The sequence below is a fragment of the Kaistia nematophila genome (assembly GCF_026343855.1).
Classification (GTDB): Bacteria; Pseudomonadota; Alphaproteobacteria; order Rhizobiales; family Kaistiaceae; genus Kaistia; species Kaistia nematophila.
Genome location: NZ_JAPKNK010000004.1, coordinates 274,902 through 299,943, shown reverse-complemented (window position 1 = coordinate 299,943; position 25,042 = coordinate 274,902). Strand labels below are relative to the sequence as shown.

Sequence of the window (25,042 nt, the reverse complement as noted above, 5' to 3'; positions counted from 1 at the left end):
TTCGGGGGGACTCCGTTCACAGGATCGCGTCTGCGCTGGCAAGCGCGACCCGAAGCAGGACATTCGCGCCATTGCCGAGATCGTCCGGCCTGGTGAATTCCTGGATGTTGTGGCTGATGCCGCCGACGCTTGGCACGAAGATCATCGCCGCCGGGGCGATGCGGGCGATCATCTGCGCGTCATGGCCAGCGCCGGAATAGAGGCGGCGCGACGAAAGCCCGAGGGCGGCGGCGGCGTCCTCGACCTGGTCGACCAGGATGGGATCGAAGGCGACCGGCTCGAACCTCGCCAGCGCGCGCCGCTCGACCGTCACCTGCTCTTCCGCGCCGATCCGGGCGACGCTTTCGGCGAGGGCCGCCTCGCTCTGCTGCAGGATCGCCTCGTCGGGATTGCGCAGGTCGACCGTCATCACCGCCTTCTGCGCGACGACATTGACCAGGTTGGGCGATAGCGTCAGGGCGCCGACGGTGCCGACTTGGTCGCCGCCGATCGCCCGCACCATGGCGCCGACTTCGGTCGCGATCCGTGCCGCCGCCAGCCCGGCGTCGCGGCGGAGCCGCAGCGGCGTTGTACCGGCATGGGCCGAGCGCCCCTCGATGGTGAGTTCCGTCCAGGAGATGCCCTGAACGCCCTCGACGACACCGATGTCGATCGCCTCGTCCTCGAGGATCGGTCCCTGCTCGATATGCAGTTCGAAATAGGCGCGGATGTCGCGCGGACCCGCGTCGCCGCCGGCATAGCCGATGCGCTGCAGCTCCTGGCCGAGGATGGCGCCGTCGATGGCGCGGGTGGCGAGCGCTTCGTCGAGGTCCAGCCCGCCGACATGTACGAGGCTTCCCAGCATGTCGGGCGCGAAGCGCGCGCCCTCTTCATTGGTGAAGGCGGCGACGGTGATCGGGTATTCGGTCTCGATCCCGGCATCGTCGAGCGTCGCCAGCACTTCGAGCCCGGCCAGCACGCCGAGCGCGCCGTCATAGAGGCCGCCGGTCGCGACGGTGTCGATATGCGAGCCGAGCATGACGACGGGAGCCGTCCGGCGTCCGACGCGGGTGCCGAAGATGTTGCCGATGGCGTCGACCACGACTTCGAGGCCGGCGTCTCGCATGGCGGCGACGAGGAAGTCGCGGCCGCGCTTCTCGTCGTCGCCGAGCGCGAGCCGGCAGACGCCACCGCCGGGCAGGGCGCCGATCCGGCCGAGCGCCTCGATCCGGGCCACGAGGCGCGCGGTGTCGATGCGCGGCTGCTGCAGCGTCTCGCTCATGCGTCGGCCTCGACATCCGCGGCCGGGAGGCCGACGATCTCGCGGTAGAGCGCCGGGTCGGTGTCGCCTTCGCTGCCGATCACGAGCACCGACGAATGGGCGTCGAGGCCGATGGCGGCGCGCCATTCGGCGTTGCCGCAAAGCTCGATCAGTCCGGCGAGGCCGGCGACGCCGCTTTCGCCGCCGACCAGCCGCGGGCCTGCCTCGCCCGAGGCGAGCCTGCGCATCGCGGCGCGGACCGTGTCGTCGGGAATGGCCATGAAGGCGGCGGCGCCCGATGCCAGGATCGGCCAGGCGATCACCGACGGCTCGCCGCAGGCGAGGCCCGCCATGATCGTGTCGAGGTCGCCAGTGACGGCGACCGGCCTGCCGGCGCGGTTGCTCTCGAACAGGCAGGCGGCCGTCAGCGGCTCGACGACGACGACGGTCGGCGCTGCGCCATAGCTCTCCCAGAGATGGGCCGTGACGGCAGCGGCGAGCCCGCCGACGCCGCCCTGCAGGAAGACGTGGGTCGGCCGCGTCGGGCCGAGCTCGCGGATCACTTCCTCGGCCATGACGCTGTAGCCCTGCATCACGTTGCGCGGGACGTCGACATAGCCGGGATAGGACGTATCCGAGATGACGGACCAGCCACTTGCCTTGGCGGTGCGGTCCGCCTCGCGGACCGAATCGTCATAATTGCCGGGGGTCCGGATGACCCGGGCACCGAAGCTTGCAATGGCGTCGGCGCGAGCCTGCGACACCGTCTCGTGCACGAAGATGACGCTCTGGCAGCCGAACAGCGACGCGCCCCAGGCGACGGAGCGGCCGTGATTGCCGTCGGTGGCGCAGGTGACGGTGATGTCACGGACGCGCTCGGCATGCCGGCCCTCGATCAGGTCGGCGGCGCTGGGGGCGGCGCCGGTCTCGGCCTCGATGCGGTCGGAGAGCAGGCGGAACACGGCATAGGCGCCGCCAAGCGCCTTGAAGCTGCCGAGGCCGAAGCGGCCTGCTTCCTGCTTGTAGAGCAGCTTCGCGACGCCAAGCTCGTCCGCCAGGCGATCGAGGGAGACGAGCGGCGTCGGCCGGTATCCCTTCCAGGTCGAGATCTGGGAAAAGGCTTCACGGGCCGCCGCTAGGCTCAGCGTCGCCTTGAAGGCGTCTGGATAGGGGCCGCCGGTGCGGGCGGGGTTTGATTGAAAAACCGCCTGCCCCGCCGCAAGATCTGGAGACATCTGCCGATCATTCCGCTTTGTGTGGGTGTGGCTTCAGGATATCCAGCTGGCGAAGTCAGTCAACCTTTGTGAAAAGTTTTTTTCGTATGTACGGTATTGTGAAAAATGGAGCCCGCCATGCATGACGAGGAAGGCGCGGATGCGCGGCCGATCGATGCGCGCATCCTGGCCGTCTATGATGAGCTGACGGCGAGCGAGCGCCGCCTCGCGTCGGTGGTGATGGAGGAGCGCAACAGCCTGTCGAGCTTCACGGCCGGCGAACTGGCGGCGCGGGCCAACATTTCCAACGCGACGGCCGCGCGGTTCTTCCGGCGGCTCGGCTACAACAGCTACAACGACGCCAAGCTGCATGCGCGGCAGGGCCGCGACTGGGGCTCGCCGCTCTACGAGCTGACCGGCATCGGCAAGAAGCGGCTGGCGCCGGGGGATTTCGGCCTGCATATCGCCCAGGACCTGCAGAACCTGACCCAGACCGCCGAGATGCTGAGCGAGGAATCGCTCGAGGCGGCGGCGCGCATCCTGGTCGGGGCAAGGCGGATCTGGGTCGTGGGTTTCCGCAATTCCATGGTGCTGGCGAGCTATGCCCGCGGCCTGCTGATCCACATCAAGGACGATGTCCAGCTGCTGCCGTTGGCGGGCATGTCGATGGGCGAGGAGCTGGCGAGCGTCCGCCCGGACGATGCGCTGCTGGTGTTCGGATTTCGCCGTCGCCCCGTCATCCTGCGCGAGGTGATGGCGGTGGTGCGCGAGATCGGTGCGCCCTCCGTGCTGATCGCCGACATGACGGCGGCACGCACAGCGCAGCTCGCGACCGTCACCCTGCGCTGCCACAATCGCGGCCACAGCCTGTTCGACAGCTACGTCGCGCCGATGAGCGTCATCAACTACCTCTGCTCAATGGTTGGGCAGTCGCTCGGCGAGCCGGCGATCGAGCGTCTCGGCCAGATCGAGCGGCTGCACGAGCGGCTGGACCCGCTGGTGGTTCCGGGGCAGGGGAAGCGATCGCCCAAGGAGTAGGCAATTTATCGATTCTGGAACTAATTTTTCATCTTGCGGAGAATGTGAAAAAGATTTTTGAATTGGATGACGACGTGGTCAGGCCTTTTCATCGGGAACCGAGCATGGACTTTCCAATTCACCGCCGCAATTTTCTGAAGACGATCGCTGCCGGCGCGGCGTTCGGAGCCCTCGGTCCCCTCGGCCGCGCCCAGGCGGCAGAGGACCTGGTGTGGATGACCTGGGAGAACCTCGCCAAGGACGACTACCTCAAGGCCTTCCTGGCCGACGGCAAGGTCTCGCTCACCAAGAACTTCATCGGCACCGATGACGAGCAGTTCGCAAAGCTCCGCGCCGGCGGCGCCTCGTCGGTCGACCTGATCACGCCCGGCCTCGACAAGGTCGAGTACTACACCGCTTCGGGCCTGCTGCAGCCGATCGACCTTGCCAAGGTGCCGAACGCCGCGCGTCTCTACGAGACGTTCAAGACTACGAAGCTCGGCAAGAAGGACGGCCAGACCTATGGCATCCCCTTCTACTGGGGCATCAATCCGATCGTCTATCGCGCCGACCTGATGGATGCGGAGCCGGACTGGTCCGTCTTCTTCGAAGGTGACAAATATGCCGGCAAGCTGGCGATGCGCGATTATGCGCTGGAGGCGATCATGATCGCCGCGCTCTATCTCGGCATCCCGCGCGACCGCATGTTCCAGATGGACGATGCCGAGCTCGCCGAGGTCAAGAAGGCGCTGATGGCGCAGAAGAAGCTGCTGCGCACCTACTGGAACTCGATCGCCGACCTGACCAACCTGTTCGCCTCGGGCGAGGTGGTCTGCGCCTTCTCCTGGGTGCCGCCCTATTACGACCTGAAGGCGCGCGGCCTCAACATGGGCATGGCGAAGCCGAAGGCCGGCGTCATCGGCTGGTGCGATACGGTCGCGATCCCGGCCGGCGTCACCGGCGAGCGCCTCGACGACACGCTCAGTCTCGTCAATTACCTGCTCGGGCCGGAATATGGCGCCAAGCTCGCCGTCGGCGGCCCCTATGCGCAGAGCACGGATTCCGCCCTCGCCGGCCTTTCCGAGGAACAGCGCAGCAAGATCTTCACCAATGATCTCTCGATCATGAACAGCTTCGTCTGGAAGGAAAACCCGGCCCGCTACAATGACTGGGTCGCGCTCTGGAACGAAGTGAAGGCAAGCTGACGCCGATGGACCGGACCGGACCTGGCATGAAGGAGGGGGCGCCCGCGCGCCCCCTCCTCGAAGCCGTCGCGCTGCACAAGAGCTATGATGCGTTCAGCGCCGTGCGCGGCGTCAATTTCAGCATCGCGCCGAACAGCTATGTGACGCTGCTGGGGCCGTCGGGCTGCGGCAAGACGTCGATCCTGCGCATGATCGGCGGCTTCGAGACCGTGTCGTCGGGTCTTCTGGAGCTGGACGGGACGTCGCTCGCCGAGGTTCCGGCCAATCGCCGGCCGGTCAACACCGTGTTCCAGAGCTATGCGCTGTTCCCGCATCTGACGGTCGAGGACAATGTCGGCTTCGGCCTGGCCTATACGCGGTTCGATCGCGCGACGATCGAGCGGAAGGTCGCCGACGCGCTCGCCATGGTAGAGCTGGGGCCGCTCGCCAGGCGGCGGCCGCGCCAGCTTTCCGGCGGACAGCAGCAGCGCGTGGCGCTCGCCCGCGCCATCGTCAACCAGCCGCGCCTGCTCCTGCTCGACGAGCCGCTCTCGGCGCTCGACCGCCGCATGCGCAAGGACATGCAGATCCAGCTGAAGGACCTGCAGCGCCGGCTCGGCATGGCGTTCCTGCATGTCACGCACGACCAGGAAGAGGCCTTCGCCCTTTCCGACGTCATCATCGTGATGAACCATGGCCGCATCGAGCAGCAGGGCAGCCCGAGCGACATCTACAACCGTCCGGCGACTGCCTATGTCGCCGATTTCATCGGCGGCGCCAATCGCGTCGGCGGTCGGATCCTCGAGGTTGCCAATGGCGCCGACGCGGTGACGGCGACGATCGAAACGCCGCTCGGCCGGTTCACCGTGCCGGGGGTCGCCGGCCTGAAGCCGGGCGCGGCGGCGACGCTCTGCGTGCGGCCGGAACAACTGGCGCCCGCCGCCCATGGCGCGTTCGACGTCACCGTGACGCATCAGGTGTTTCGAGGCGCCGAATGGCTGATCGAGGCAAGGGCGGCCGGCGATCTGGCGCTTGGCTTCGTGCTGCGCGACGGGACGCTGCCGGCGGTTGGCGCGACCGTCCGGCTCGCCTTCGACCCCGCCCATGCCTGGATTGCGGCCGACGCCGCGCCGGAGGCTTGATCGTGGGGCGCTGGAACATCGGTTCCTGGCTGGCCTTTCCGGTCTTCGCGACGGTGACGGCGCTCTGCCTCGCGCCGCTCGCCGTGCTTCTGGCCTACAGCTTCTTCCAGGTCGATTTTGTTGCGATCGTCACCGACCCTACGCTGAAGAACTATGGCCGCCTGGCCGCCAGCGCCACCTATCGCGGCCTGATCCTGAAGGCGTTCCTGTCCGGCCTGCTGGTGGTCGCGATCACCGCCGTCATTGGCCATCCGGTCGCCTATTTCATCGCCAAGCGCGTCACGGTCTACAAGTCGGCGCTGCTCACCCTGCTGCTGGTGCCACTCTACACCGGCGACATGGTGCGCATCTTCGCCTGGCGCGTTCTGCTCGGCAGCGAAGGCGTGCTGAACGGCTTCCTGCTCTGGATCGGCGCGATCGACACGCCCATTCAGGCGCTGCTGTTCAGCCCGGTCGCCACCCATATCGTGCTGACCTACAATTACCTGCCCTTCATGGTGCTGGGCCTCTGGCTCGCCTATGAGGCCCTCGACAGCCGCCTGCTGGAGGCGGCGTCCGATCTCGGCGCCGGCCGCCTCTCGTCCTTCCGGCGGGTCACGCTGCCGATGACCATGCCGGGGCTGATCGCCGGCGGGATGATGGTGTTCGTGATGGTTGTCGGTGATTACCTGACGCCGCAGCTGATCGGCGGCGCGTCCGGCGTGACGATCATCAGCGCCATCAACGATCTCTTCGGAACGGCCTTCGACTGGCCGCTCGGCTCGGCGATCGCCTGGACCATGCTGGCCTTCCTCTGCCTGTTCTTCGCCCTGGCGGGGCTCGCGATCAGCCGCACCACCTGGAGCCGAAGCCTGATGGGGGGAGAATAGCCGTGTCGCGTCCGCTTCGCTGGGTCGATGCCTGGGTCTGGCTCGTCTACGGCTTCATGTATCTGCCGATCGCCGTCATCCTGATCTTCTCCTTCAACGACTCGGAGATGATCGCCTTTCCGCTGCGCGGCTTCACCACGCACTGGTATCAGGCGATCTTCGCCGACACGCGGCTGACCAGCGCGCTGGGGCTGACCTTCCTGGTCTCTCTGCCCGTGGCGCTGGCGTCGACGCTGCTCGGCGCCATGGCGGCGCTGGCGCTGACGCGATACCGGCTGCGCTTCCGGGTCGCGTTCCTGGTGATGCTGTTCGTGCCGTTCCTGATTCCGAAGGTGATCCTCGCCGTCGCGCAGCTGATCCTGCTGTCGGAACTCGGCATCGAGCGCAGTCTCTGGACGGTGATCGCGGCGCAGACGATCATCATCCTGCCCTTCACCGTTCTGGTGATCGCATCGGTGCTGATCCGGATCGACCGCCGTCTCGAAGAGGCCGCCGCCGATCTCGGCGCCTCCGGCGTCAGCATCTTCCGGCGTGTGACGCTGCCCCTGATGAAGAACGGCCTGCTCGCCGCCTATTTCATCGCCTTCGTGCTTTCCTCGTCGGAATATGTGCTGACCTCCTTTGTCAGCGGCCGCAGCCAGCCCCTCTCAATCCTGGTCGCCTCCGACTTCCGCTTCAACATCTCGCCGACACTCGATGCGCTGGCCCTGCTGATCGTGCTGGCCAACCTGCTGCTGATCGGGCTCGGCGAATTCGCGCGCTTGAAGGCGCGCCGCTAGAGGACCTCCCATGGCTGATTTCGAGCTGATCCTTCGCGGCGGCACCGTCGTGACCGCCGCCGACACGTTTCGCGCCGATGTCGCGATCCGCCACGGCAGGATCGTCTCGGTCGGGAGCGGGCTCGGGTCCGCCGACCGCATCATCGACGCCTCGGGCCTGCTGGTCATGCCGGGCGGCGTCGACAGCCATGTCCATCTCGCCCAGCACGCGCCGCCGGGCACCCCGCAGATGGCCGACGGCTTCGAAACCGGCAGCCGCTCGGCGATCGCCGGCGGCACGACGACGGTGATCTCCTTCGCGGTGCAGCCGCGCGGCGCGTCGCTGCGCGAAAGCGTGCGCGACTATCACACCAAGGCGGAAGGCCAGTCCTATTGCGACTACGGCTTCCACCTGATCGTCACCGACCCGACGCCTACCGTTCTCGGTCAGGAGCTGCCGGCGCTGGTGATGGACGGCTACACCTCGTTCAAGGTCTTCATGACCTATGACGACATGGTGCTGAACGACCGCCAGCTGCTGGAAGTGTTCGACTGCGCGCGCGGCTGCGGCGCGCTCGTCATGGTCCATTGCGAGGGCTATGATTCCATCCGCTTCATGACCGAGCGCCTCGAGCGCGCCGGCAAGACCGCCCCCTACTACCATGGCGCCTCGCGGCCCCAGAGCGTCGAGCGCGAGGCGACCCACCGCGCCATCAGCCATGCCGAGCTGGTCGACGTGCCGATCATGGTGGTGCATGTCTCCGGCCGTGAGGCGATGGAGCAGATCCGCTGGGCCCGTCAGAAGGGCCTGCGCATCTATGGCGAGACCTGCCCGCAATATATCGCGCTCACCGCCGATGACATGAAGGGCTTCAACATGGACGAGAGCGGCGGCAAATATGTCTGCTCGCCGCCGCCGCGTGACCACGCCAGCTGGGAGGCGATCTGGGAGGGCATCCGCACCGGCGTGTTCCAGACCTTCTCGTCCGATCACTGCCCGTTCTTCTACGAGGGACCGGACGGCAAGCAGAACGCCAAGGGCAAGACGTCCTTCCGCTGGGTGCCGAACGGCATACCGGGTGTCGAGAACCGGATGGCGATCCTGTTCTCCAAGGGCGTCTCGGAAGGCCGCATCAGCGTCAACGAGTTCGTCGCGCTGACCTCGACCAACCACGCCAGGATGTATGGCCTCTATCCGCGGAAGGGCTCGATTGCCGCCGGGTTTGACGCCGACATCGTGCTGTGGGATCCGAACCGCAAGGAAGTCATCCGGCAGGAGCGGATGCATCACGCCGCCGACTACACGCCCTACGAAGGCATGGAAGTCACCGGCTGGCCGGTGATGACGCTGCTGCGCGGCAAGCCGGTCTTCGAGGAGGGACGGATCCTCGGCGAGGTCGGCGACGGCCGCTTCCTGGCCCGCGAACTCTCCCCCTACGCGACAAGCCCGGGTTCCTGACCGTCTCGTCCGCAGCGATCCAGGGCCGGCTCCCGTCCGAGGGGCCGGCCCTTCTTGTCAGGCGACCTGTCAGGCAGCGAACAGCTTGCGGTCGTCGCGCTGGGCGATGCCGTCCTTGACGACGGCAACCACCTTGTTGTCGGCATGGCCGAAGCAGGCGAGGCCATCATAGGGGTTGGCGTCGAGCACGACGAAATCGGCCCAGGCGCCCGGCGCGATCACGCCGGCCTTGCCGTCGAGACGCAGCACCTTGGCATTGTTGACGGTGGCGCAGCGCAGGGCCTCGACGACGCCGAGCGCCGCCTCGTGCATGGCGAGGCCGTCGCCCTGGTAGGTCTTCGGCGACCAGCAGAGATCCGTGCCATAGCCGACGGTGACGCCAGCCGCATGCGCGATCTTCAGCGACTCCTGACCGAACTCCAGCACCTCTTCGTTCTTGGCCTGGTTTTCCGGCGCCCAGCCGAAATCCATGCCGAACCTGCCGTCGGCCCAGTAGGTGATCAGCGTCGGCACCAGCACGGCGTCATGCCTGGCCATGATCTCGGCCGTCTCGGGGGTGAGGAAATTGCCGTGCTCGATCGAGCGGACGCCGCATTCGACCGCGCGGCGGATGCCGCGGTCGGCATAGACATGAGCCATGACATAGCGGCCGCAGAGCTCGGCCTCGTCGGTGATGGCGCGGATCTCGTCGAGGGAATATTGCGGATGCTTGAGCTTGTCGCCCGGCGAGCTGACGCCGCCGCCGGCCATGATCTTGATCTGGTCGACGCCCTGGCGGGCGTTCTCGCGCACCGCCTTGCGGACGGCGTCGACGCCGTCGGCGATGACGGAGGTGCCGGTGCCGGAGGCGCTGCTGCAGCTGCAATAGTCGGCGCGGGCGCGGTGGTCGCCATGGCCGCCGGTCTGCGACAGGATCTTGCCGGAGACGAACAGGCGCGGGCCCTTGAACAGGCCCTTGTCGACGGCCGACTTGTGGCCGGCATCGGCGCCGCCCGCGTCGCGCACGGTGGTGAAGCCGCGATCGATCATCTCCGACAATTGCCGGCCGGCGCGCGCCGTCATCTCGGACGGCAGCATGTCGCCGCCATCGTTGAACTGGCTGATGAAGACGTGGGTATGCGCGTCGAGCAGGCCGGGCGCGACATGGCGGCCGCCCATCGAGACCTTGCGGAGCCCGGCGTCGAGAGATGCCTGCGGCACGATCGCCTGGATCAGGCCGTCCTCGACAACGATGGCCTGGCCTTCGAGGATCTTGCCCGCGACGACGTCGACGATCCGGGCCTCGGTGATTGCATAGCGTGTCATGTTTTCGTCCTCAGTCGCGCGAGCGGGCTTCGTTTTCCATGCCGATGGTGCGGACGCCGTAGTCGTCCAGCTCGGCCAGGGCTTCGATCTTGCCGTCTTCGGTCACATAGCCGTTGCGCAGGTCGTATTCATGCGCCTTGGGGTCCCGCTTGGCCGGGTCGCCCCAGCCACCGCCGCCGGCGGCGTAATTGGCGAACATCTCGCCGGTTCGCAGAGTCTTGCGATACATGCCGACCTTGAGCTGGCGCGCTTCGCCCGGCCACAGGATCATGTGGTTCTTGAGCGGCGAGGGCTCGCCGCCGTTCAGCGCCCAATTGCCGGTCTTGGTCTTTTTCTTCATCGAGAGGATCTCGGTGTCGCCGACCATGCGCACGTCCCGGCGCACGCCGACGCCGCCGCGAAACTGCCCGCGCCCGCCGGAATTCTCGACCAGCTCAAGCCGCTCGTGGAACAGGTTCGACTGCCGCTCCAGCACCTCGATCGGCGTGTTGCGCACGGTCGAGGTCGAGGGGTGCTGCAGCGCGTTGGCGCCGTCATGGGCGAAGGTCGCGCCCCAGCCGATGCCCTCATTGTTCGAGATGACGAAGGTCTTGCCGGTCTGGTGATGTTTGCCGACCGCCATGAAGCCCGGCTCGTCGCCGCCCGATTGGGCCGGGATCCAGGGGATCACCGGGGCCAGCGCCTGGGCGATCATCTCGAAGGCGACCATGCGGCCCCAGCCGACATAGCTCGCTGCGGGATAGACCGCGTTGAAGAAGGATCCTTCCGGGGCCACAACCTCCAGCGCTGCGTAGCAGCCGTGGTTCGAGGGCGTGTCGGGCGAGGTCAGGAACTTGAAATAGGTCTTGGCCATCGTCATCGTGGCGCCGAGCGGATTGTTCACCGGGCCTGCGACCTGCGGGCTCGATCCCGCGAAATCGACCAGGAATCGGTCCTCGGTGATCGTCACGGTGCAGAACATCCGGATCGGATCGCCGGTGACGCCATCGTCATCCAGCCATTCCTCGGCGGTCCAGGTGCCCTTCGGCAGCTTGGCCAGGGCCTCGCGGGTCTTTTGCGCCGAATGTTCGATATAGGCGTCGATGGCGGTCAGCACTCTTTCCTTGCCGAACTTGGCGTAGATCTCGCGGATGGCCTTGTCGCCGGTGCGCAGGCACGCGACCTGGGCGTTGAAATCGCCGCGGATCGCGTCGGGCAGGCGCGAATTGGTTTCGAGGATCGCCCAGATGTCGGGATCCAGCGTGCCTTCCTTGATCACCCGCACGCCGGGCATCAACAGGCCTTCCTGGTGGACGTCGATGGAATCGAGGACGTAGCCCGCATCCTTGGCGCCGATATCCAGCCAGTGCGCGCGCACGCAGATGAACATGTCGGCCTTGTCCGACCCGTCCAGGAAGATCGGCGAGACGAGGAGCGCGTCCGAGGTATGGGCCGAGCTCCAATAGGGCGTGTTCAGCATGACCACGTCGCCCGATTTCCAGGTGGCGGCCATCCCGCTTTCGATCAGCTTGCGCAGGCCATAGTCATTCGCCCCGATGAACGAGGTGATACCCGCCGCCTCGGCCACCATGCGGCCATTGGCGTCGGCGATCGAGATGCCGAAATCTAGCACTTCATAGATCACCGCATTGAACGCGGTTCGCACCAGCGTGCGGCGCATCTGCTCGGCGGCGGAGAGGAAGAGACCCGAAATGATCTCGATTTCGGCGGCTTTGCTCGTTCTCATCTTACTCTCCGACGCGCTTGACTGAGATCATGCCATGGGGATCGATGCTGGCGACCTGGCCGCTGAACAGCGGCAGGGACGAGCCGGCATCGACGATCAGGATCGGGCCCGGATAGCTCTTGCCGGGCTCAAGGCTGTCGCGCGTCAGCCGCAGGCAGTCGACATAGGCGCCGGTCGCCGGGTCGTACATCCGATGGCTGCGGCTGCCCTCGCCCTCGACCCTGGCGGCGAGACCGGCGGAAAGATCGGGCTTCAGCGTCGGGATCACCAGCTTGACCATCATCGCGACGATCTCGCACTGGCTGTCGAAGGTATGGCCGAAGCGGTCCTTATGCATGGCCGAGAAGCGCCCGAACAGGGCGTCGGCGCTATCCTCGAGCGTATAGGGCACGCTCAGCGTATGTTCCTGGCCGACAAAGCGGATCCGGGCCGAGAAATAAGGCTCGGGCGTGACGCTGTCGCCGATATCCTCGATCAGCCGCGCGGTGCGCCGGCTGGCCAGATCGCCGGCGGCTGCGGCCAGGCGCGGCATCATCCCGGGGCCGACGACCTCCATCACCGACATCTGGTCCGAGAAATTGAGATCCGAGGCCATCATTCCCCAGGCCGAGAAGACCGAGGGCAGGGGCGGGATCACCAGCTCGGCCATGTCGAGCTCGTCAAACAGCATCGGCCCGAACAGCGGGCCGCAGCCGCCAAAGCCCAGCATGGCGAAGTCGCGCGGATCGAGACCCTTCTCCAGCATCATCTCCTTGACCGAGGAGGAGGTGCGCGAGATCAGCACGTCGAAGATCGACTGCGCCGCCATTTCGAGGCTGATGCCCAGCGGCTCGGCCACCTTGGCGATGATCGCCTGCGCGGCCGCATCATGGGCCACGCCCATCTTGCCGCCCATGAAATTGGTCGTGTCCATGTAGCCAAGCACGACCGCGGCATCGGTCACGGTCGCATCCGTGCCGCCGCGCCCGTAGGAGGCCGGCCCCGGCACCGCGCCCGCCGATTGCGGGCCGACACGCAGAAGCGTGCCGTCGATCCAGGCGATCGAGCCGCCGCCGGCGCCCAGCGTGCGCAGGTCGAAGATCGGCTGCAGGATCGGGAAGACGTCGATATGCGCCTCGAAGACGTCGACCGGATTGTGGTCGACGATCAGGCAGGCGTCGAGGCTGGTGCCGCCGACATCGACCGAGATCACATTCGGCCGCCCGGTTTCGCGCGACAGGTGCAGCGCGCCCGAGACACCGCCCGCCGGACCGGACAGAACCGTCGCGATCGGCTCGGCGTTGGCGAGGTTGAAGGTCATCGCCCCGCCGGAGGAGTTCATGACATATTTGTTGCCGGCGAAGCCCTTGCCTTCCATGCCGCCCGCGACGCGGCCGAGATAGTTCTTGAGGACCGGCTTGATGTAGGCGTCCATCACCGCGGTGCTGGTGCGCTCATATTCGCGGTACTCGTTCGCGAGCTGTACGCCGGACGATACTTCGCAGCTCGGCAGCGCCGCGCGGATCAGGCGCACGGCCTCTTCCTCATGCGCCGGGTTGGCGTAGGAATGCAGGAAGCTGACGGCGATGGCCCTGCAGCCCTCGACCTCGTGCAGTTCGCGCGCCGCCGCGACCACGGCCTCGGCGTCGAGCGGCACGACCTCGTTGCCGAGGTAGTCCATCCGGCCGGCGACGCCGCGGGTATGGCGGCGTTCGACGATCTGCGCCGGGCGGTGATAGTCGAAGCGGTACATGTCCTGGAATTCCAGCGCCCCGCGCGAGATCTCGAACAGGTCGCGAAAGCCGGCATTGGTGATGATGCCGACCTGCGTGCCCTTGCGCTCGAGGATTGCGTTGAGGCCCAGCGTCGTGCCATGGACAAAATCAAAGATCTGGTCGGCCGGGACGCCCAGCGATCCCACCGCCTCGATGACGCCTTCGGCCGGGTCATGCGGCGTCGTCGGCAGCTTGAACGCGCGGACTTCGCGGGTCTCGAAATCGAACAGCACGACGTCGATGAACGTCCCGCCAATGTCGATCGAGAGCTTGTACCTGTCCATTCTTCCCTCTTTCAGTAGACCGCCGCCAGGAGGCGCGCGGTGTATTCGTGCTGAGGCTGCGTCAGGACCTGCGCGGCCTGGCCTTCCTCGACGACCTTGCCCTCGTGCATGACGTAGACGCGGTCGCAGAGCAGCCGCGACACGTTCAGGTCGTGCGAGATGAAGACCATCGTCAGGTTGTGATTGCGGATCAGCGAGACGAAGAGCTCGAGCACCTGCGCCTGGATCGAGACGTCGAGCGACGACAGCGGCTCGTCGCAGACGAGCAGCTCCGGCTCGACCGCGAGGGCGCGCGCGATGGCGATGCGCTGGCGCTGGCCGCCGGAGAATTCGTGCGGGTACTTGTCCGGGTTTTGGTTGGCGAGCCCGACCTCGGCGAACAGCTCGCGCACGCGCTTGTCCATCTGCGCCCGGCTCATGCCGGGCTTGTGCAGGATCAGCGCCTCGCGCACCGAGGCGCCCACCGTGGCGCGCGGGTTGAGGCTGCCATACGGGTCCTGGAAGATGATCTGGACCTTCGACTTGAAGTCGAAGCTCTCGCGCCGGGTGAAGCCGGTGACGTCGCGGCCCTGGAACAGGTACTGGCCGTCGTCGAAGCCGGTCAGCCGCATCATGACATTGGCGACCGTCGATTTGCCGGAGCCGGATTCGCCGAGCACGCCGACGACCTCGCCCGGCATGACGCGGATCGAGACCGGGCCGAGGGCGAAGCTGCGGTTCTGGACGAGGGCGCGGCTGCCGAAGCTCTTGGAAAGATTGTGCAGCTCGACGATCGGTTGCGCGGAGGACATCGGCTACGCTCCCATTCCGAGCAGGCAGGCGCTGAAGCGGTCGCCATGGCCCTGGTTGATCGGCAGGTCCTGGGTGCGGCAGGTCTCGGCGGCGTGGGCGCAGCGCGAGGCGAAGGCGCAGCCGCGCCGTCCGAAGCCGGCGCCGACCGGTTCGCCGGGGATCGAACGGATGTCGGAGAGCGCCTTGTCCCGCGTCGGCATGCAGTCGAACAACGCCTGCGCATAGGGGTGCACCGCGCGCGTGCCGATATCGGCCGTCGGCGTGACGTTCAGCAGCTGGCCGCCATAGAGAACGGCCATGCGGTCGACCGACTGCCGCAGCAGTTCGAGATTGTGGCTGATGAGCAGAACGGCGAGGTCGCGGTTGCGCGAGCGCTCCAGCAGGAGCTCCATCACCCGGCGCTGGGTGAAGGCGTCGAGCGCCGTGGTCGGCTCGTCGGCGATCAGCAGGCGTGGATCCTGCGACAGCGCGATGGCGATGACGATGCGCTGCCGCATGCCGCCGGAGAACTGGTCCGGGAACTGGCGGAAGGCGAGCGCCGGCTCGGCGATGCCGACCTCGGCCAGGAGGCCGATGGCGGCCTCGCGGGCGCGTTCGGATTTCTGCGGATAGCCCTTGGCCAGGTAGAGCGCCTCGGTGATCTGCTCGCCGACGCGCATGGTCGGGTTCAGCGACGCGAACGGATCCTGCGGGATGTAGCCGATGGCATGGCCGAGCCGCCGCTTCATCGCCTTCATGTAGCCGTTGAGAGGCAGCACCTCGCCGTCGAACGTCACCTTGCCGGCCGAGAGATAGGTGTCCTCGTGCAGGGCGAAGATGGTGCGCGTCAAAAGCGTCTTGCCGGAGCCGGATTCGCCGACGATGCCGAAGATCTCGCGCGGCCTGACCGCGAACGACACGCCGGTCACCATCGGGATCTCGAGGTTGCGCAATGTGACGGAGACGTTCTCGAGCTCGATGAGCGGGCGTTCCATGTCAGTCCTCGCTGTATCGTGCATCGGGGTCACTGCCGGCGCCGCGAGGTGGGATCGAGCTCCCGCCGCAGCATGTCGCCGATGACGTTGAAGCTGAGCGCGGTGAGGAAGATCGCGAGGCCGGGGAAGACGACGATCCACCAGCCATTGCTGACGAAGGAACGGCCGTCGGAGATCATCGCGCCCCATTCGGGGGTCGGGATCTGCGCGCCGACGCCGATGAAGGAGAGGCCGGAAATGCCGAGCATGACGGCCGAGATGTCGAGCGTCACCTGGATGATCAGCACGTCGAAGGCGTTCGGCAGCACATAGCGAAACACCTTGCGCAGAGTCGAGACGCCGAGCGCGCTGGCGCTCGCCATGTATTTCTGCGCGAGGATGTCGCGCGTGATCATCCGGCAGAGCCGGGCATAGTTCGGCCACCAGGAGAAGACGAGCGCCCAGATCGCTGCTTCCAGGCTCGCGCCCATGGCGGCGGCGAAGCCGAGCGCCAGGATCAGCGGCGGAAAGCCGAGCCAGATGTCGGTGAGCCGCATCAGCAGATTGTCGATGGCGCCGCCGAGGAAGGCGGAGGCGATGCCGATCGTGCAGCCGATCACCAGCGCGGAGAGGATCACCACCATGGTCGAGGTGAGGGTGAGCCGGGCGCCGGCGAGCAGGCGGCTCAGCACGTCGCGGCCGGAGCCGTCGGTGCCGAGCCAGTGCTCGGGGGAGGGCGGCAAAAGTTTGGAGCGGAAATCGATCAGCAGCGGATCGTGCGGGGCGAGCCAGACGCCGACGACGGCGACCAGGATGATCAGGATCGCCAGCGCGACGGACAGGCGCTCGACCGAGCTCTTGGGATAGCGGCGCAGTTCCGACCACATGGCTCAGGCCCCCTGGTGCTTGCGCGGATTGAGGACGTAGAGCAGCAGGTCCACCACGAGGTTGGAGATCAGGAAGATGACGCCGATGACGAAGACGACGGCGACGACGCCGTGGATGTCGGACTGCGTCACCGCCTTGACGGCGTAGCGGCCGATGCCGGGCCGGCCGAAGATCTCCTCGACCAGCACGGTGGCGCCCAGCATCCAGCCGAACTGCATGCCGAACACGGTGAGCGCCGGCGTCGCGCCGTTCGGGAAGACGTGGCGCAGCATGATCCGACGCTCGCCGGCGCCCTTGGCGCGGGCCAGCGTCACGTAGTCCTTGCGGAATTCGCTGATCATCGAGGTGCGGGTGATGCGGACGCCGACGGCGGTGAACAGGAGCGACAGCGCCACGGCGGGCAAAAGCAGATGCGACAGCGCATTGGCGAAGACGTCGGGCCGGCCCTGCAGGAGGCTGTCCAGCAGCACGAAGCCGGTCGGCGACTTGAAGGAGCGGAAGGCGAAATCGAGCCGTCCGGCGACCGGGAACATCTGCAGGTCGACGGCGAATTTCTGCTGCAGCAGGATCGCGGTCCAGAAGATCGGCAGGCCGGCGCCGGCGATCGATACCAGGCGGACGAGGTCGTCGAAGCGGGAGCCGCTGTAGCGCGCCGTCAGCAGGCCGAGCGGCAGCGAGACGGCGAGGTTGATCGCCATGGCGATCGCCACCAGTTCGAGCGACGGCGGCAGTTCGCGCAGGATGTCGTTCAGGATCGGCTGGTGGGTGAACCAGGACGTGCCGAAATCGCCGCGCAGGATGCTGCCGAGATAGATCGCGAACTGCACCAGGAAGGGCCGGTCCAGCCCCATCTGGGCGCGCACCTCGGCGATCTTCTCCACGCCGGCATTCGGTCCCGCCGCCACATAGGCCGGGTCGCCGGGCACCACATGGCTGAGCAGGAAGGTGATGAAGACGAGCACAAGCAGGGAGAGGATCGAGAAGCCGATCCGTTGGAGGATGTAAGACATTGGCGTTCCTGATCGTGCCGTCGGCGTTGTATCGCCCCGCCATGCCGGGCACGCGGGGCGATACGTTCTATTGCGGGCGGAGCCGGCCTATTTCAGGCCAATGTCCATGTAGTTGAAGGTCTGGTGGTGGGCCGGGTTGTAGACATAGCCCTCGACCTTGTCGGAGAGCGCAACCACCGAGCCGGGCAGCGACGCCGTGATGGCGACGTGATCGGCGCCGAGGAGCTTCTGCGCCTCGCGGTAGAGCTCGCCGCGCTCGGCCGGATCGGCGGAGAGGGCGGCGCGGTCGAGCAGGTCGTTGACCTTGGGATTGTCGTATTGCGACCAGTTCAGACCGCCCTTCAGCCCGGTGAACGCGCCGTTGAAGCTGGTGTTCAGGATGGCGTGCGGGTCGGGGAAGGCCGGGAAGCTGTAGGTGACGTTCAGATCCGCCGTCGTCTCCAGCTTGCCCATGGTCGCGGCCTGCGCCGGCCAGGTCATGCCCTCGGCCTTCAGGGTGATGCCGAGCTGGCCGAGGTTCGACTGCAGCTGCTCGACGGCGAGCTGTTCTTCCTGGATGGCCGGCAGGTAGCGCACGGTCAGCGTGGTGCCCTTCCAGCCGTTTTTCTCGACCAGGGCTCGGGCGCCTTCGAGGTCGAAGCCGGTCTCGGACTTCGGCTCGTAGCCCATCCAGGTCGGCGGCAGCGGACCGTCGGCGAGCGTGCCGAAGCCGCGCAGGACCTGTTCCAGATGCAGCTTGCGGTCGAAGCTCATCGACAGCATGCGGCGGAATTCCGGATTGCCGGTCGGGCCGGCCGAGGCGGTGTTGATGGTGAAGAACAGCGGCGTCGCCGCCGCGCCGATATCGACGACATAGCCCGGCGTCGTCTTCAGCGTGATCTTGTCGTCGAGCGTGACGTCGGGCGCGATCTGCACTTCGCCGCGTTGCAGCAGCGCGAGCTGGGTCGACGGCTCCGAGACATAGCGGAACACGACGGTGGCGACGTGGTTGCCGTTCCAGCCGCCCCAGTATTCGGGCACGGCGTCGAGCGTGACCGCTTCGGTAGGGGCGTATTCGGAGATGTTGTAGGGGCCGGAGCCGGCCGTATTGACGGCGAGCCACTGGCGGGCATTGTCCTCGCCCATATGCGGCTCGACCATCGCCTTCGAGACGATGTAGATGCGCGACAGCGCCGAGACGAACGGCCCGAACGGCGCGTCGAGCTTCAGCGCCACGGTGTGGTCGTCGATCACCTCGGCCGAGCTGTAGCTGCCGAGATTGTTCATGACGCCGGCATTCGCCGCCTTCAGCCGGTCGAGCGTGAACTTCACGTCGGCGGCGGTCAGCTTGCTGCCGTCATGGAAGGTGACGTCGTCGCGCAGCGTGAAGGTATAGGTGCGTCCGTCCTCCGAGATGGCCCAGCTCTTGGCCAGCTGCGGCGTCGCCTCGAGCTGGCCCGCCTTGAACTGGACGAGGGCGTCATAGACGCCGAGCAGCAGCTGGTCGACGGTGGAATTGGTCGCGTTGGCCGGATCCAGATTCTCCGGCGTCTCGTTTTCCGCGATCACCAGCACGCCGGTCGGAGCCGCCCAGGAGAGATTCGTCGCCGACAGCACCAGCAGTGCTGCCGCACTCACAGACAGGACGGGAGCCAGGAATTTCATGTTTTCGTTCCCATTGGATTATTCTGGTATCCCACGCTAGCACCGCCCATTTGATTGTCAAACCTCTTTCCGGCGTCACGCCTGCCTCTTTGGCGGGCACATTTGCCGGATGAGGTCCAAGTCATTGGAATGTTTGGCTTTCGCAGGCCCCTGAACACTCACTGGCGCTCGGCGAGCTGGCGGCGCTGCGTCATCGCACGGGCCTGCGGCGCCACCATCCGGCCTTTCGGCGGGCTTGGCGGAGGTGACATTGGGGCGGCGGGGCCGGAGAAAAGGGGAGGGCTGGGCCGGCGGGCTCAGAGATTGCCGCGGGCGAAGGCGATCAGGCTTTCGACATGGGCGGCGACGGCGCGGCGGGTGCGCGCGATGTCTTCGGCGGCGATCGCATCCAGGATCTCCAGATGCTCGGTCGAATCGGGTTTCAGGCGGTCCTTCAGGCGGTCGATCTCGAACAGCCGCGTCGTCACGCGCAGGTCGCTCAGCACCTTGGCCATGACGGCGTTGCCGCAGAAATCCATGATCAGGCCGTGCAGCCGATCGTCGGTGTCCCAGTGATAGTCGGTGTGGGAGGCCGAACTCAGGATCAACTCGTGGACCTCGCGGCGCACGTCGTGCAGCTTGGCGCGGGGGATCATCGGCATGGCGAGGACGGCCGCTTCCGGCTCGATCAGCAGGCGCAGCCGCAGGCTCTGCAAATATTCGCCGATATCGACCTTGCGCACGACATAGTTGCGGCCGTCGCTCTTCCAGACCATCCGCTCGCCTTCGAGGCGCTGCAGCGCCTCGCGCAACGGCGTGCGCGAAATGCCGAGCGCCTCGGCGAGCGGCGCCTCGAGGATCGACTGGCCGCCTTTCAGGCGGCGCTGCCGGATCATGTCGGAAACGGCGCGATAGGCCTGGGCGCTCAGATTGGCTCCCAAGCCCCTCGCCGGCTTGCTGAGTTGGGCCAGTTCGTCCATTGCCTTGCCGCCTGTCCTTGGCCGATTCACCTGTCCAGCCGCAGCGGGCTGGTATTGCGGTCGCGGCGCATCACTTTGAAATCGCGGTCACTTTCAATCCGGCGCGATCCCGTACATCCTATATCGTGTGCATGACGCGGCAAAGGTTGCAAGATGTTCGAAGACGAAACACCCGAGACGGATTCGAACCTTGGCGAGGAGGTCTACGCGGCGCTCCTCAAGGATATTCTTGCGGCGCGGCTGCCGGGCGGCACGCCGATCCAGCAACGGCGTCTTGCGCTTCAGTACGAGGTGTCGCGCTCGCCGATGCGGCATGCGCTCAGCCGGCTGGAAGGAGAGGGCCTGCTGGTGCGCGACGACACGGCCGGCTTGGTCGTCCGCACGATCACCTTGCGCGATTATCTCGACAGTCTGGAGATGCGCATGCTGCTGGAGCCGGCCGCCGCCGCCAAGGCGAGCGGCAATCCCGACCGGCAGCGCCTCGACGTGATCCACCGGCATTTCCTCGCCCTGCAGGAAAATCCGGCCCCGGATCTCGAGGATGTCTGGACCTTCGACGACGAACTGCATGACTACATCGCCCAGCAGAGCGGCAATTCCTTCATGTTTCCCTTCGTCCGCGACCTGCGCCGCTACACCACCATCTTCGAGCGCCAGATGCCGGTGATCCGCATCAAGCCGGGCATGCGTGAGCATGCCGCCGTGCTGGAGGCGCTGCTCGACGGCGAGGCCGAGGTCGCCCGCGCCGCCATGAGCTTTCACCTCGAAATCGTCCGCACCGGCGTGCTGAAGCGCTACTGAGCCGTCGCAGCAGCGGTCGCGTCGATCCGCCCGCGACGGTCCGGCGCGGGTTGCTCCCTTGCGTATTCAGGTGGGATACCGCAATAATCCAGAAAGGGTCGCAGGACGGGCAGCCATGGCCGCGCGACCGGCTAGAGCGGATTGCAATGTCTGGATTGGATCGAATGAAGAAGAATTTCCGCGGCGTCTTCACGGTGATGATCACGCCGACCCGCGTCGATGGCTCCGTCTCCCTCGACGGCATGCGCGACTTTACCGAGTGGCAGATCCGCCAGGGCATCCATGGCCTGATCCCGCTCGGCTCGACCGGTGAGTTCCTGTCGCTTTCGGACGCGGATCGCCGCTCCGTCGCGCGCACGGTGATCGAGACGGCGAAGTGCCGGGTTCCGGTGCTGATCGGCACCGGTCACGAGGATACCCGCGAGGTCATCCGCCGCAGCCGCGAGGCCGAGGAACTCGGCGCCGACGGCGTGATGGTGATCCCGCCCTTCTATTCGACCCCGACCGACGACGAGCTGGTGGCGCACTACCGCGCCATCGCCGAGGCGATCTCGATCCCGGTCATGGTCTACAACAATCCCGCCACCACCAATGTCGACATGGGGCCGGAGCTGCTCGCCCGCATCGCCGAGATCGACGGCTGCGACTACGTCAAGGAATCGACCATGGACGTGACGCGCGTGCGCGACATCATCCGCCTGGCCGGTGATCGGATGACGGTGTTCGGCGGCATCATGGGCTTCGAGAGCTTCGTGATGGGGGCCGAGGGCTGGGTCGCTGTCGCTTCCAACGTCGCGCCGGCCGCGATGGTCGAGATCTTCGAGCGCACCGCCGCCGGCGACTATGACGGCGCGCGCGCCGTCTACCGGAAATGGGTGCCGCTGATCCAGGCGGTCGGCGGCCAGGCCTATGTCGGCGGTTCGAAGGCGCTGCTGCGCCATATGGGCTTCGACGCCGGCGCGCCGCTGCCGCCGCGCCTGCCCTTGCCGGCCGGCCGCGATGCGGCGATGAAGGCGCTGGTCGACGAGTTCGGACTGCGCTTCGCGCTCTGATCCTCGGCCGCCGCTCGGAGACGGAGATGACCATAAAGCCCGCTGCGCCGGCCGCTTCCGCCGGTGCCTGCCGCATCACGATCGACGGCGTTTCGCGCGTCGTCGAGCCGGGCCTCTCCGTCGCGGCGGCGCTGGTTGCGACTGGCGAAATCGGCTTTTCTCGGTCGAAATCCGGCGCGCCGCGCGGCGTCTTCTGCGGCATGGGCGCCTGTCACGACTGCCTGGTGACGATCGACGGGCGCACCAGCCAGCGCGCCTGCATGTCGCCGGTCGCCGACGGCATGATCATCGATCGCCAGAGCGCGCGGCCCGACATCCGGGATCCCGGCCTTCGCGACCTCGGAGTGCCGCCCCGAGCCATTCCGGTCCGTCCGGTCGAAATGCTGGTGATCGGCGCCGGTCCGGCCGGGCTCAGCGCGGCTTCTGTTGCCGCCGAGGCCGGCATCGAGGTCGTCGTCCTCGACGAGCGCAAGAGCGGAGGCGGCCAGTTCTTCAAGCAACCGGAGACCGCGCCGGCGCGCGTCTCGCTGGCCGAGGACGCCCAGGCGGGCGCCGGCGCGGCGCTGATCGCGCGGGCCCGTTCCGCCGGCGCCGTCATCCTCGGCCAGACCCTGGTCTGGGGCGCCGAGCGGCGCGACGGCGAATTGCGGATCGGCTGTCACGGTCCGGAAGGCGCGGTCTACTTCGCGCCGCGTCTGCTGGTGATCGCGACCGGCGCCTATGAGCGGGTGCCGGCGGTGCCGGGCTGGACGCTTCCGGGCGTGATGACGGCCGGCGCGGCGCAGACGCTTTTGCGCGCCTATGGCACCGTGCCGCCCGGCCGGGTGCTCGTCGCCGGCAACGGCCCGCTCGATTTCCAGGTCGCGCTGGAACTGCACAAGGCCGGCGCCAGCGTCGTCGGCGTCGTCGAGTCGGCCGCGTCGCCCTATCGCCAGTCGCTCGCGGCCCTTCAGCTTCTCGCCGCCGATCCGGCGCTGGCGCTGGCCGGCACCCGGCAGCTGCGCCGGCTCGCGAGCGCGGGCGTGCCGGTGCACTGGAGCGCGCGCATCACGGCGATCCGGGGGGAGGGCCGCGTCACCGGCGCTTCCGTGACCGCCGCCGCCGGTGTCCACGAGATCGAGGCCGACACGATCCTGCTCGGCGGCGCCTTCGCCTCCGACAACAGCCTGTCGCGGCTGCTCGGCTGCGCGCATGACGTCGTCGACGGCGCGCTGGTGGCGCGCCGTCAGCCGGATGGCGAAAGTTCGCTGCCTGACATCCATATCATCGGCGAGGCGGGTCGCTTCGGCGGCGCGCTGGTGGCGCAGGCCGAGGGCGAGCTGGCGGGCCGCGCGGCGGTCCGCAAGCTGCGCGGAGCCGCGTCCGGCGACAGCCGGTCTGCGCTGCGGCGGCGGGCGCGCAGCCTCGCCTTCCAGTCGGCGCTCTGGAACCTGTTCCGCCCGGCGATCGAGCCGCCGTCGCCGACGCCGGACACGGTGATCTGCCGCTGCGAGGAGGTCACGCGCGCCACGCTGGAGCGGGATGCCGCCGCGGCGGCGCCCGATCTCGCGACGCTGAAGCGGCTCTCGCGTTCTGGTATGGGGCGGTGCCAGGGCCGCTATTGTAGTCATCGGCTCGGCGCGATCGCCGGGGCGCGGCCGCCGGCGAGCGAAACGCAGGATTTTGTCGCGCCGCAGATGCCGATCCGGCCGGTGCCGCTTGCTTCGCTCGGCGTCGAGAAGCCGGAATGGGGCGGCCACAAGCGGGCGCTGCTGCCGGATCGGGCACCGCTCGACGGCGCGCCGCGCTTGCCGGAGACACGGGTTGACATCGTCGTCATCGGCGCCGGCGTCGCCGGCGTGTCGACGGCGCTGTTCCTGGCGCGCGGCGGCGCCGACGTCGCCATCCTCGAACACGGCTTCTCGAACGGCGTCGCCTCGGGCGGCAATGCCGGCAGCCTGCACGCCCAGCTTCTCTCCTTCGACTATGGCGCCCGCGCCGAGGCCGGCGGCGGGCCGGCGGCGCGCACGTTGCCGCTGCAGCGCGATTCGATCGCGCTCTGGGGCCGGTTGCAGCAGGAGACCGGCCGCGATTTCGAGATGAAGATCACCGGCGGCCTGATGGTCGCCGAGACCGAGGCGCATCTCCGTTTCCTCGAGGCGAAGACGGCGCTGGAGCGGGCGCAGGGGATCGAGAGCCACGTCATCGACGCGGCGGAACTGGCGCGGCGCGAGCCGGCCCTCAATCCCGAGTTCGTCGGCGCGGCCTGGTGTCCGCAGGAGGGCAAGATCAATCCGCTGGTCGCGACCCGCCATCTGCTGGATGCCGCCGGCGTCGCGGGGGCCATCCTGCACGAGCGCTGCAGTGTGCTTGCCATCCACGCCGAGTCGGGCGGCTTCCGGATCGAGACCTCGCGCGGCCCCGTGCTGGCGCGCCGCATCGTCAACGCGGCCGGCGCCTTCGCAGGCCAGGTCGGCGGGCTGCTCGGCTGCGAAATCCCCGTCTTCGGCGCGCCGTTGCAGATGGTGGTGACCGAGGCGGCGGCTCCGGCGATCACGGCACTCGTCGCCCATGCGGATCGCCATCTGACGCTGAAGCAGGCGGCGAACGGCAATTTCATCATTGGCGGCGGCTGGACGGCGGGCCTCGATCCCGTTCACCACCATCCGCGCCCCCGGCTCGACAGCCTCGAGGGCAATCTCTGGGTGGCGCAGCATGTCGTGCCGGGCCTGCGCAAGCTGCATGTGATCCGCAGCTGGGCCGCCATGAACATCAACATCGACGGCGCCCCCATCCTCGGCGAGGATCCGCGCCAGAAGGGCCTGTTCCACGCCGTCACCTCGAACGGCTACACGCTCGGCCCGATCATGGGCGAGATGACCGCCGCCCTCGTTCTCGGCCGCGATCCCGGCCGTGATCTCGCCGCCTTCTCGCCCGCCCGATTCGGCTAAGGGCGGATCCGACGGTCTATCCGAACGGTCCATTATTGCTTACGCTGGGGCATGGTGGTGA

At 67.4% G+C, this 25,042-nt stretch carries 20 protein-coding genes; 9 read left to right on the top strand and 11 right to left on the bottom strand.

Annotation, left to right across the window (positions count from 1 at the left end):
* Positions 1-16: 16 nt before the first annotated feature.
* Both OSH07_RS12180 and OSH07_RS12175 read right to left on the bottom strand, forming a co-directional pair.
* Complete coding sequence (locus tag OSH07_RS12180; protein ID WP_266338923.1) at positions 17-1,261, bottom strand: Zn-dependent hydrolase; 1,245 nt, start codon at positions 1,259-1,261, stop codon at positions 17-19.
* Entirely contained in the window at positions 1,258-2,475 is a 1,218-nt protein-coding gene (locus OSH07_RS12175) for a diaminopropionate ammonia-lyase (RefSeq protein WP_266338922.1), read from the bottom strand. The genes OSH07_RS12180 and OSH07_RS12175 overlap by 4 nt, the downstream gene beginning before the upstream one ends.
* 117 nt (positions 2,476-2,592) lie before the next feature.
* Between OSH07_RS12175 and OSH07_RS12170 the strand changes: the two genes are divergently transcribed.
* The 6 genes from OSH07_RS12170 (at position 2,593) to hydA (ending at position 8,883) form a co-directional block, all read left to right on the top strand.
* Positions 2,593-3,492 carry a MurR/RpiR family transcriptional regulator gene (locus OSH07_RS12170; RefSeq protein WP_266338921.1) on the top strand — a complete coding sequence of 300 codons (900 nt, stop codon included), beginning with the start codon at positions 2,593-2,595 and terminating at the stop codon, positions 3,490-3,492.
* 104 nt (positions 3,493-3,596) lie between these two features.
* Entirely contained in the window at positions 3,597-4,676 is a 1,080-nt protein-coding gene (locus tag OSH07_RS12165; RefSeq protein ID WP_266338920.1) for an extracellular solute-binding protein, read from the top strand.
* 26 nt (positions 4,677-4,702) lie between these two features.
* Positions 4,703-5,797, top strand: coding sequence for an ABC transporter ATP-binding protein (locus OSH07_RS12160; protein WP_266338919.1), 1,095 nt, complete (start codon positions 4,703-4,705; stop codon positions 5,795-5,797).
* 2 nt (positions 5,798-5,799) lie between these two features.
* Positions 5,800-6,666 carry an ABC transporter permease gene (locus OSH07_RS12155; protein ID WP_266338918.1) on the top strand — a complete coding sequence of 289 codons (867 nt, stop codon included), beginning with the start codon at positions 5,800-5,802 and terminating at the stop codon, positions 6,664-6,666.
* 2 nt (positions 6,667-6,668) lie between these two features.
* Positions 6,669-7,445, top strand: coding sequence for an ABC transporter permease (locus OSH07_RS12150; protein ID WP_266338917.1), 777 nt, complete (start codon positions 6,669-6,671; stop codon positions 7,443-7,445).
* A gap of 10 nt (positions 7,446-7,455) precedes the next feature.
* The gene (hydA, locus tag OSH07_RS12145) at positions 7,456-8,883 is read left to right on the top strand and encodes a dihydropyrimidinase (RefSeq protein ID WP_266338916.1); all 1,428 of its coding nucleotides are present in this window, start codon (positions 7,456-7,458) and stop codon (positions 8,881-8,883) included.
* A gap of 69 nt (positions 8,884-8,952) precedes the next feature.
* Here hydA and OSH07_RS12140 read toward each other — a convergent pair whose 3' ends face one another.
* The 9 genes from OSH07_RS12140 to OSH07_RS12100 form a co-directional block, all read right to left on the bottom strand.
* Positions 8,953-10,188 (bottom strand): metal-dependent hydrolase family protein, encoded by a 1,236-nt coding sequence (locus tag OSH07_RS12140; RefSeq protein WP_266338915.1) that lies wholly within the window; start codon positions 10,186-10,188, stop codon positions 8,953-8,955.
* Positions 10,189-10,198: 10 nt separating this feature from the next.
* Complete coding sequence (locus OSH07_RS12135) at positions 10,199-11,914, bottom strand: hydantoinase B/oxoprolinase family protein (RefSeq protein ID WP_266338914.1); 1,716 nt, start codon at positions 11,912-11,914, stop codon at positions 10,199-10,201.
* A gap of 1 nt (position 11,915) precedes the next feature.
* Positions 11,916-13,952 carry a hydantoinase/oxoprolinase family protein gene (locus tag OSH07_RS12130; RefSeq protein ID WP_266338913.1) on the bottom strand — a complete coding sequence of 679 codons (2,037 nt, stop codon included), beginning with the start codon at positions 13,950-13,952 and terminating at the stop codon, positions 11,916-11,918.
* A gap of 11 nt (positions 13,953-13,963) precedes the next feature.
* Positions 13,964-14,743 carry an ABC transporter ATP-binding protein gene (locus tag OSH07_RS12125; RefSeq protein ID WP_266338912.1) on the bottom strand — a complete coding sequence of 260 codons (780 nt, stop codon included), beginning with the start codon at positions 14,741-14,743 and terminating at the stop codon, positions 13,964-13,966.
* 3 nt (positions 14,744-14,746) lie between these two features.
* Positions 14,747-15,718, bottom strand: coding sequence for an ABC transporter ATP-binding protein (locus OSH07_RS12120; RefSeq protein WP_266338911.1), 972 nt, complete (start codon positions 15,716-15,718; stop codon positions 14,747-14,749).
* Positions 15,719-15,747: 29 nt separating this feature from the next.
* Entirely contained in the window at positions 15,748-16,584 is an 837-nt protein-coding gene (locus OSH07_RS12115; protein WP_266338910.1) for an ABC transporter permease, read from the bottom strand.
* 3 nt (positions 16,585-16,587) lie between these two features.
* A complete protein-coding gene (locus tag OSH07_RS12110; protein ID WP_266338909.1) occupies positions 16,588-17,595 on the bottom strand; it encodes an ABC transporter permease in 1,008 nt (335 codons plus the stop codon).
* 87 nt (positions 17,596-17,682) lie between these two features.
* Entirely contained in the window at positions 17,683-19,239 is a 1,557-nt protein-coding gene (locus OSH07_RS12105) for an ABC transporter substrate-binding protein (protein ID WP_266338908.1), read from the bottom strand.
* 296 nt (positions 19,240-19,535) lie between these two features.
* Positions 19,536-20,198 (bottom strand): GntR family transcriptional regulator, encoded by a 663-nt coding sequence (locus tag OSH07_RS12100; protein ID WP_266338907.1) that lies wholly within the window; start codon positions 20,196-20,198, stop codon positions 19,536-19,538.
* A 153-nt stretch (positions 20,199-20,351) separates the two neighbouring features.
* Between OSH07_RS12100 and OSH07_RS12095 the strand changes: the two genes are divergently transcribed.
* The 3 genes from OSH07_RS12095 to OSH07_RS12085 all read left to right on the top strand — a co-directional run bounded on the left by OSH07_RS12095 (position 20,352) and on the right by OSH07_RS12085 (position 24,981).
* Entirely contained in the window at positions 20,352-20,999 is a 648-nt protein-coding gene (locus OSH07_RS12095) for a GntR family transcriptional regulator (RefSeq protein ID WP_266338906.1), read from the top strand.
* A 164-nt stretch (positions 21,000-21,163) separates the two neighbouring features.
* Entirely contained in the window at positions 21,164-22,051 is an 888-nt protein-coding gene (locus OSH07_RS12090) for a dihydrodipicolinate synthase family protein (protein WP_266338905.1), read from the top strand.
* A gap of 26 nt (positions 22,052-22,077) precedes the next feature.
* Positions 22,078-24,981 (top strand): FAD-dependent oxidoreductase, encoded by a 2,904-nt coding sequence (locus OSH07_RS12085; protein WP_266338904.1) that lies wholly within the window; start codon positions 22,078-22,080, stop codon positions 24,979-24,981.
* Positions 24,982-25,042 lie beyond the last annotated feature (61 nt).

What these genes read in the sequence shown, in the direction of transcription:
- OSH07_RS12160 (WP_266338919.1), top strand. Translation starts at nt 4,703, where the DNA reads ATGAAGGAGGGGGCGCCCGCGCGCCCCCTCCTCGAAGCCGTCGCGCTG.
- hydA (WP_266338916.1), top strand. Translation starts at nt 7,456, where the DNA reads ATGGCTGATTTCGAGCTGATCCTTCGCGGCGGCACCGTCGTGACCGCC.
- OSH07_RS12140 (WP_266338915.1), bottom strand. Translation starts at nt 10,188, where the DNA reads ATGACACGCTATGCAATCACCGAGGCCCGGATCGTCGACGTCGTCGCG.
- OSH07_RS12100 (WP_266338907.1), bottom strand. Translation starts at nt 20,198, where the DNA reads ATGGACGAACTGGCCCAACTCAGCAAGCCGGCGAGGGGCTTGGGAGCC.
- OSH07_RS12115 (WP_266338910.1), bottom strand. Translation starts at nt 16,584, where the DNA reads ATGTGGTCGGAACTGCGCCGCTATCCCAAGAGCTCGGTCGAGCGCCTG.
- OSH07_RS12130 (WP_266338913.1), bottom strand. Translation starts at nt 13,952, where the DNA reads ATGGACAGGTACAAGCTCTCGATCGACATTGGCGGGACGTTCATCGAC.
- OSH07_RS12085 (WP_266338904.1), top strand. Translation starts at nt 22,078, where the DNA reads ATGACCATAAAGCCCGCTGCGCCGGCCGCTTCCGCCGGTGCCTGCCGC.
- OSH07_RS12135 (WP_266338914.1), bottom strand. Translation starts at nt 11,914, where the DNA reads ATGAGAACGAGCAAAGCCGCCGAAATCGAGATCATTTCGGGTCTCTTC.
- OSH07_RS12175 (WP_266338922.1), bottom strand. Translation starts at nt 2,475, where the DNA reads ATGTCTCCAGATCTTGCGGCGGGGCAGGCGGTTTTTCAATCAAACCCC.
- OSH07_RS12095 (WP_266338906.1), top strand. Translation starts at nt 20,352, where the DNA reads ATGTTCGAAGACGAAACACCCGAGACGGATTCGAACCTTGGCGAGGAG.
- OSH07_RS12120 (WP_266338911.1), bottom strand. Translation starts at nt 15,718, where the DNA reads ATGGAACGCCCGCTCATCGAGCTCGAGAACGTCTCCGTCACATTGCGC.
- OSH07_RS12125 (WP_266338912.1), bottom strand. Translation starts at nt 14,743, where the DNA reads ATGTCCTCCGCGCAACCGATCGTCGAGCTGCACAATCTTTCCAAGAGC.
- OSH07_RS12110 (WP_266338909.1), bottom strand. Translation starts at nt 17,595, where the DNA reads ATGTCTTACATCCTCCAACGGATCGGCTTCTCGATCCTCTCCCTGCTT.
- OSH07_RS12170 (WP_266338921.1), top strand. Translation starts at nt 2,593, where the DNA reads ATGCATGACGAGGAAGGCGCGGATGCGCGGCCGATCGATGCGCGCATC.
- OSH07_RS12180 (WP_266338923.1), bottom strand. Translation starts at nt 1,261, where the DNA reads ATGAGCGAGACGCTGCAGCAGCCGCGCATCGACACCGCGCGCCTCGTG.
- OSH07_RS12090 (WP_266338905.1), top strand. Translation starts at nt 21,164, where the DNA reads ATGAAGAAGAATTTCCGCGGCGTCTTCACGGTGATGATCACGCCGACC.
- OSH07_RS12165 (WP_266338920.1), top strand. Translation starts at nt 3,597, where the DNA reads ATGGACTTTCCAATTCACCGCCGCAATTTTCTGAAGACGATCGCTGCC.
- OSH07_RS12105 (WP_266338908.1), bottom strand. Translation starts at nt 19,239, where the DNA reads ATGAAATTCCTGGCTCCCGTCCTGTCTGTGAGTGCGGCAGCACTGCTG.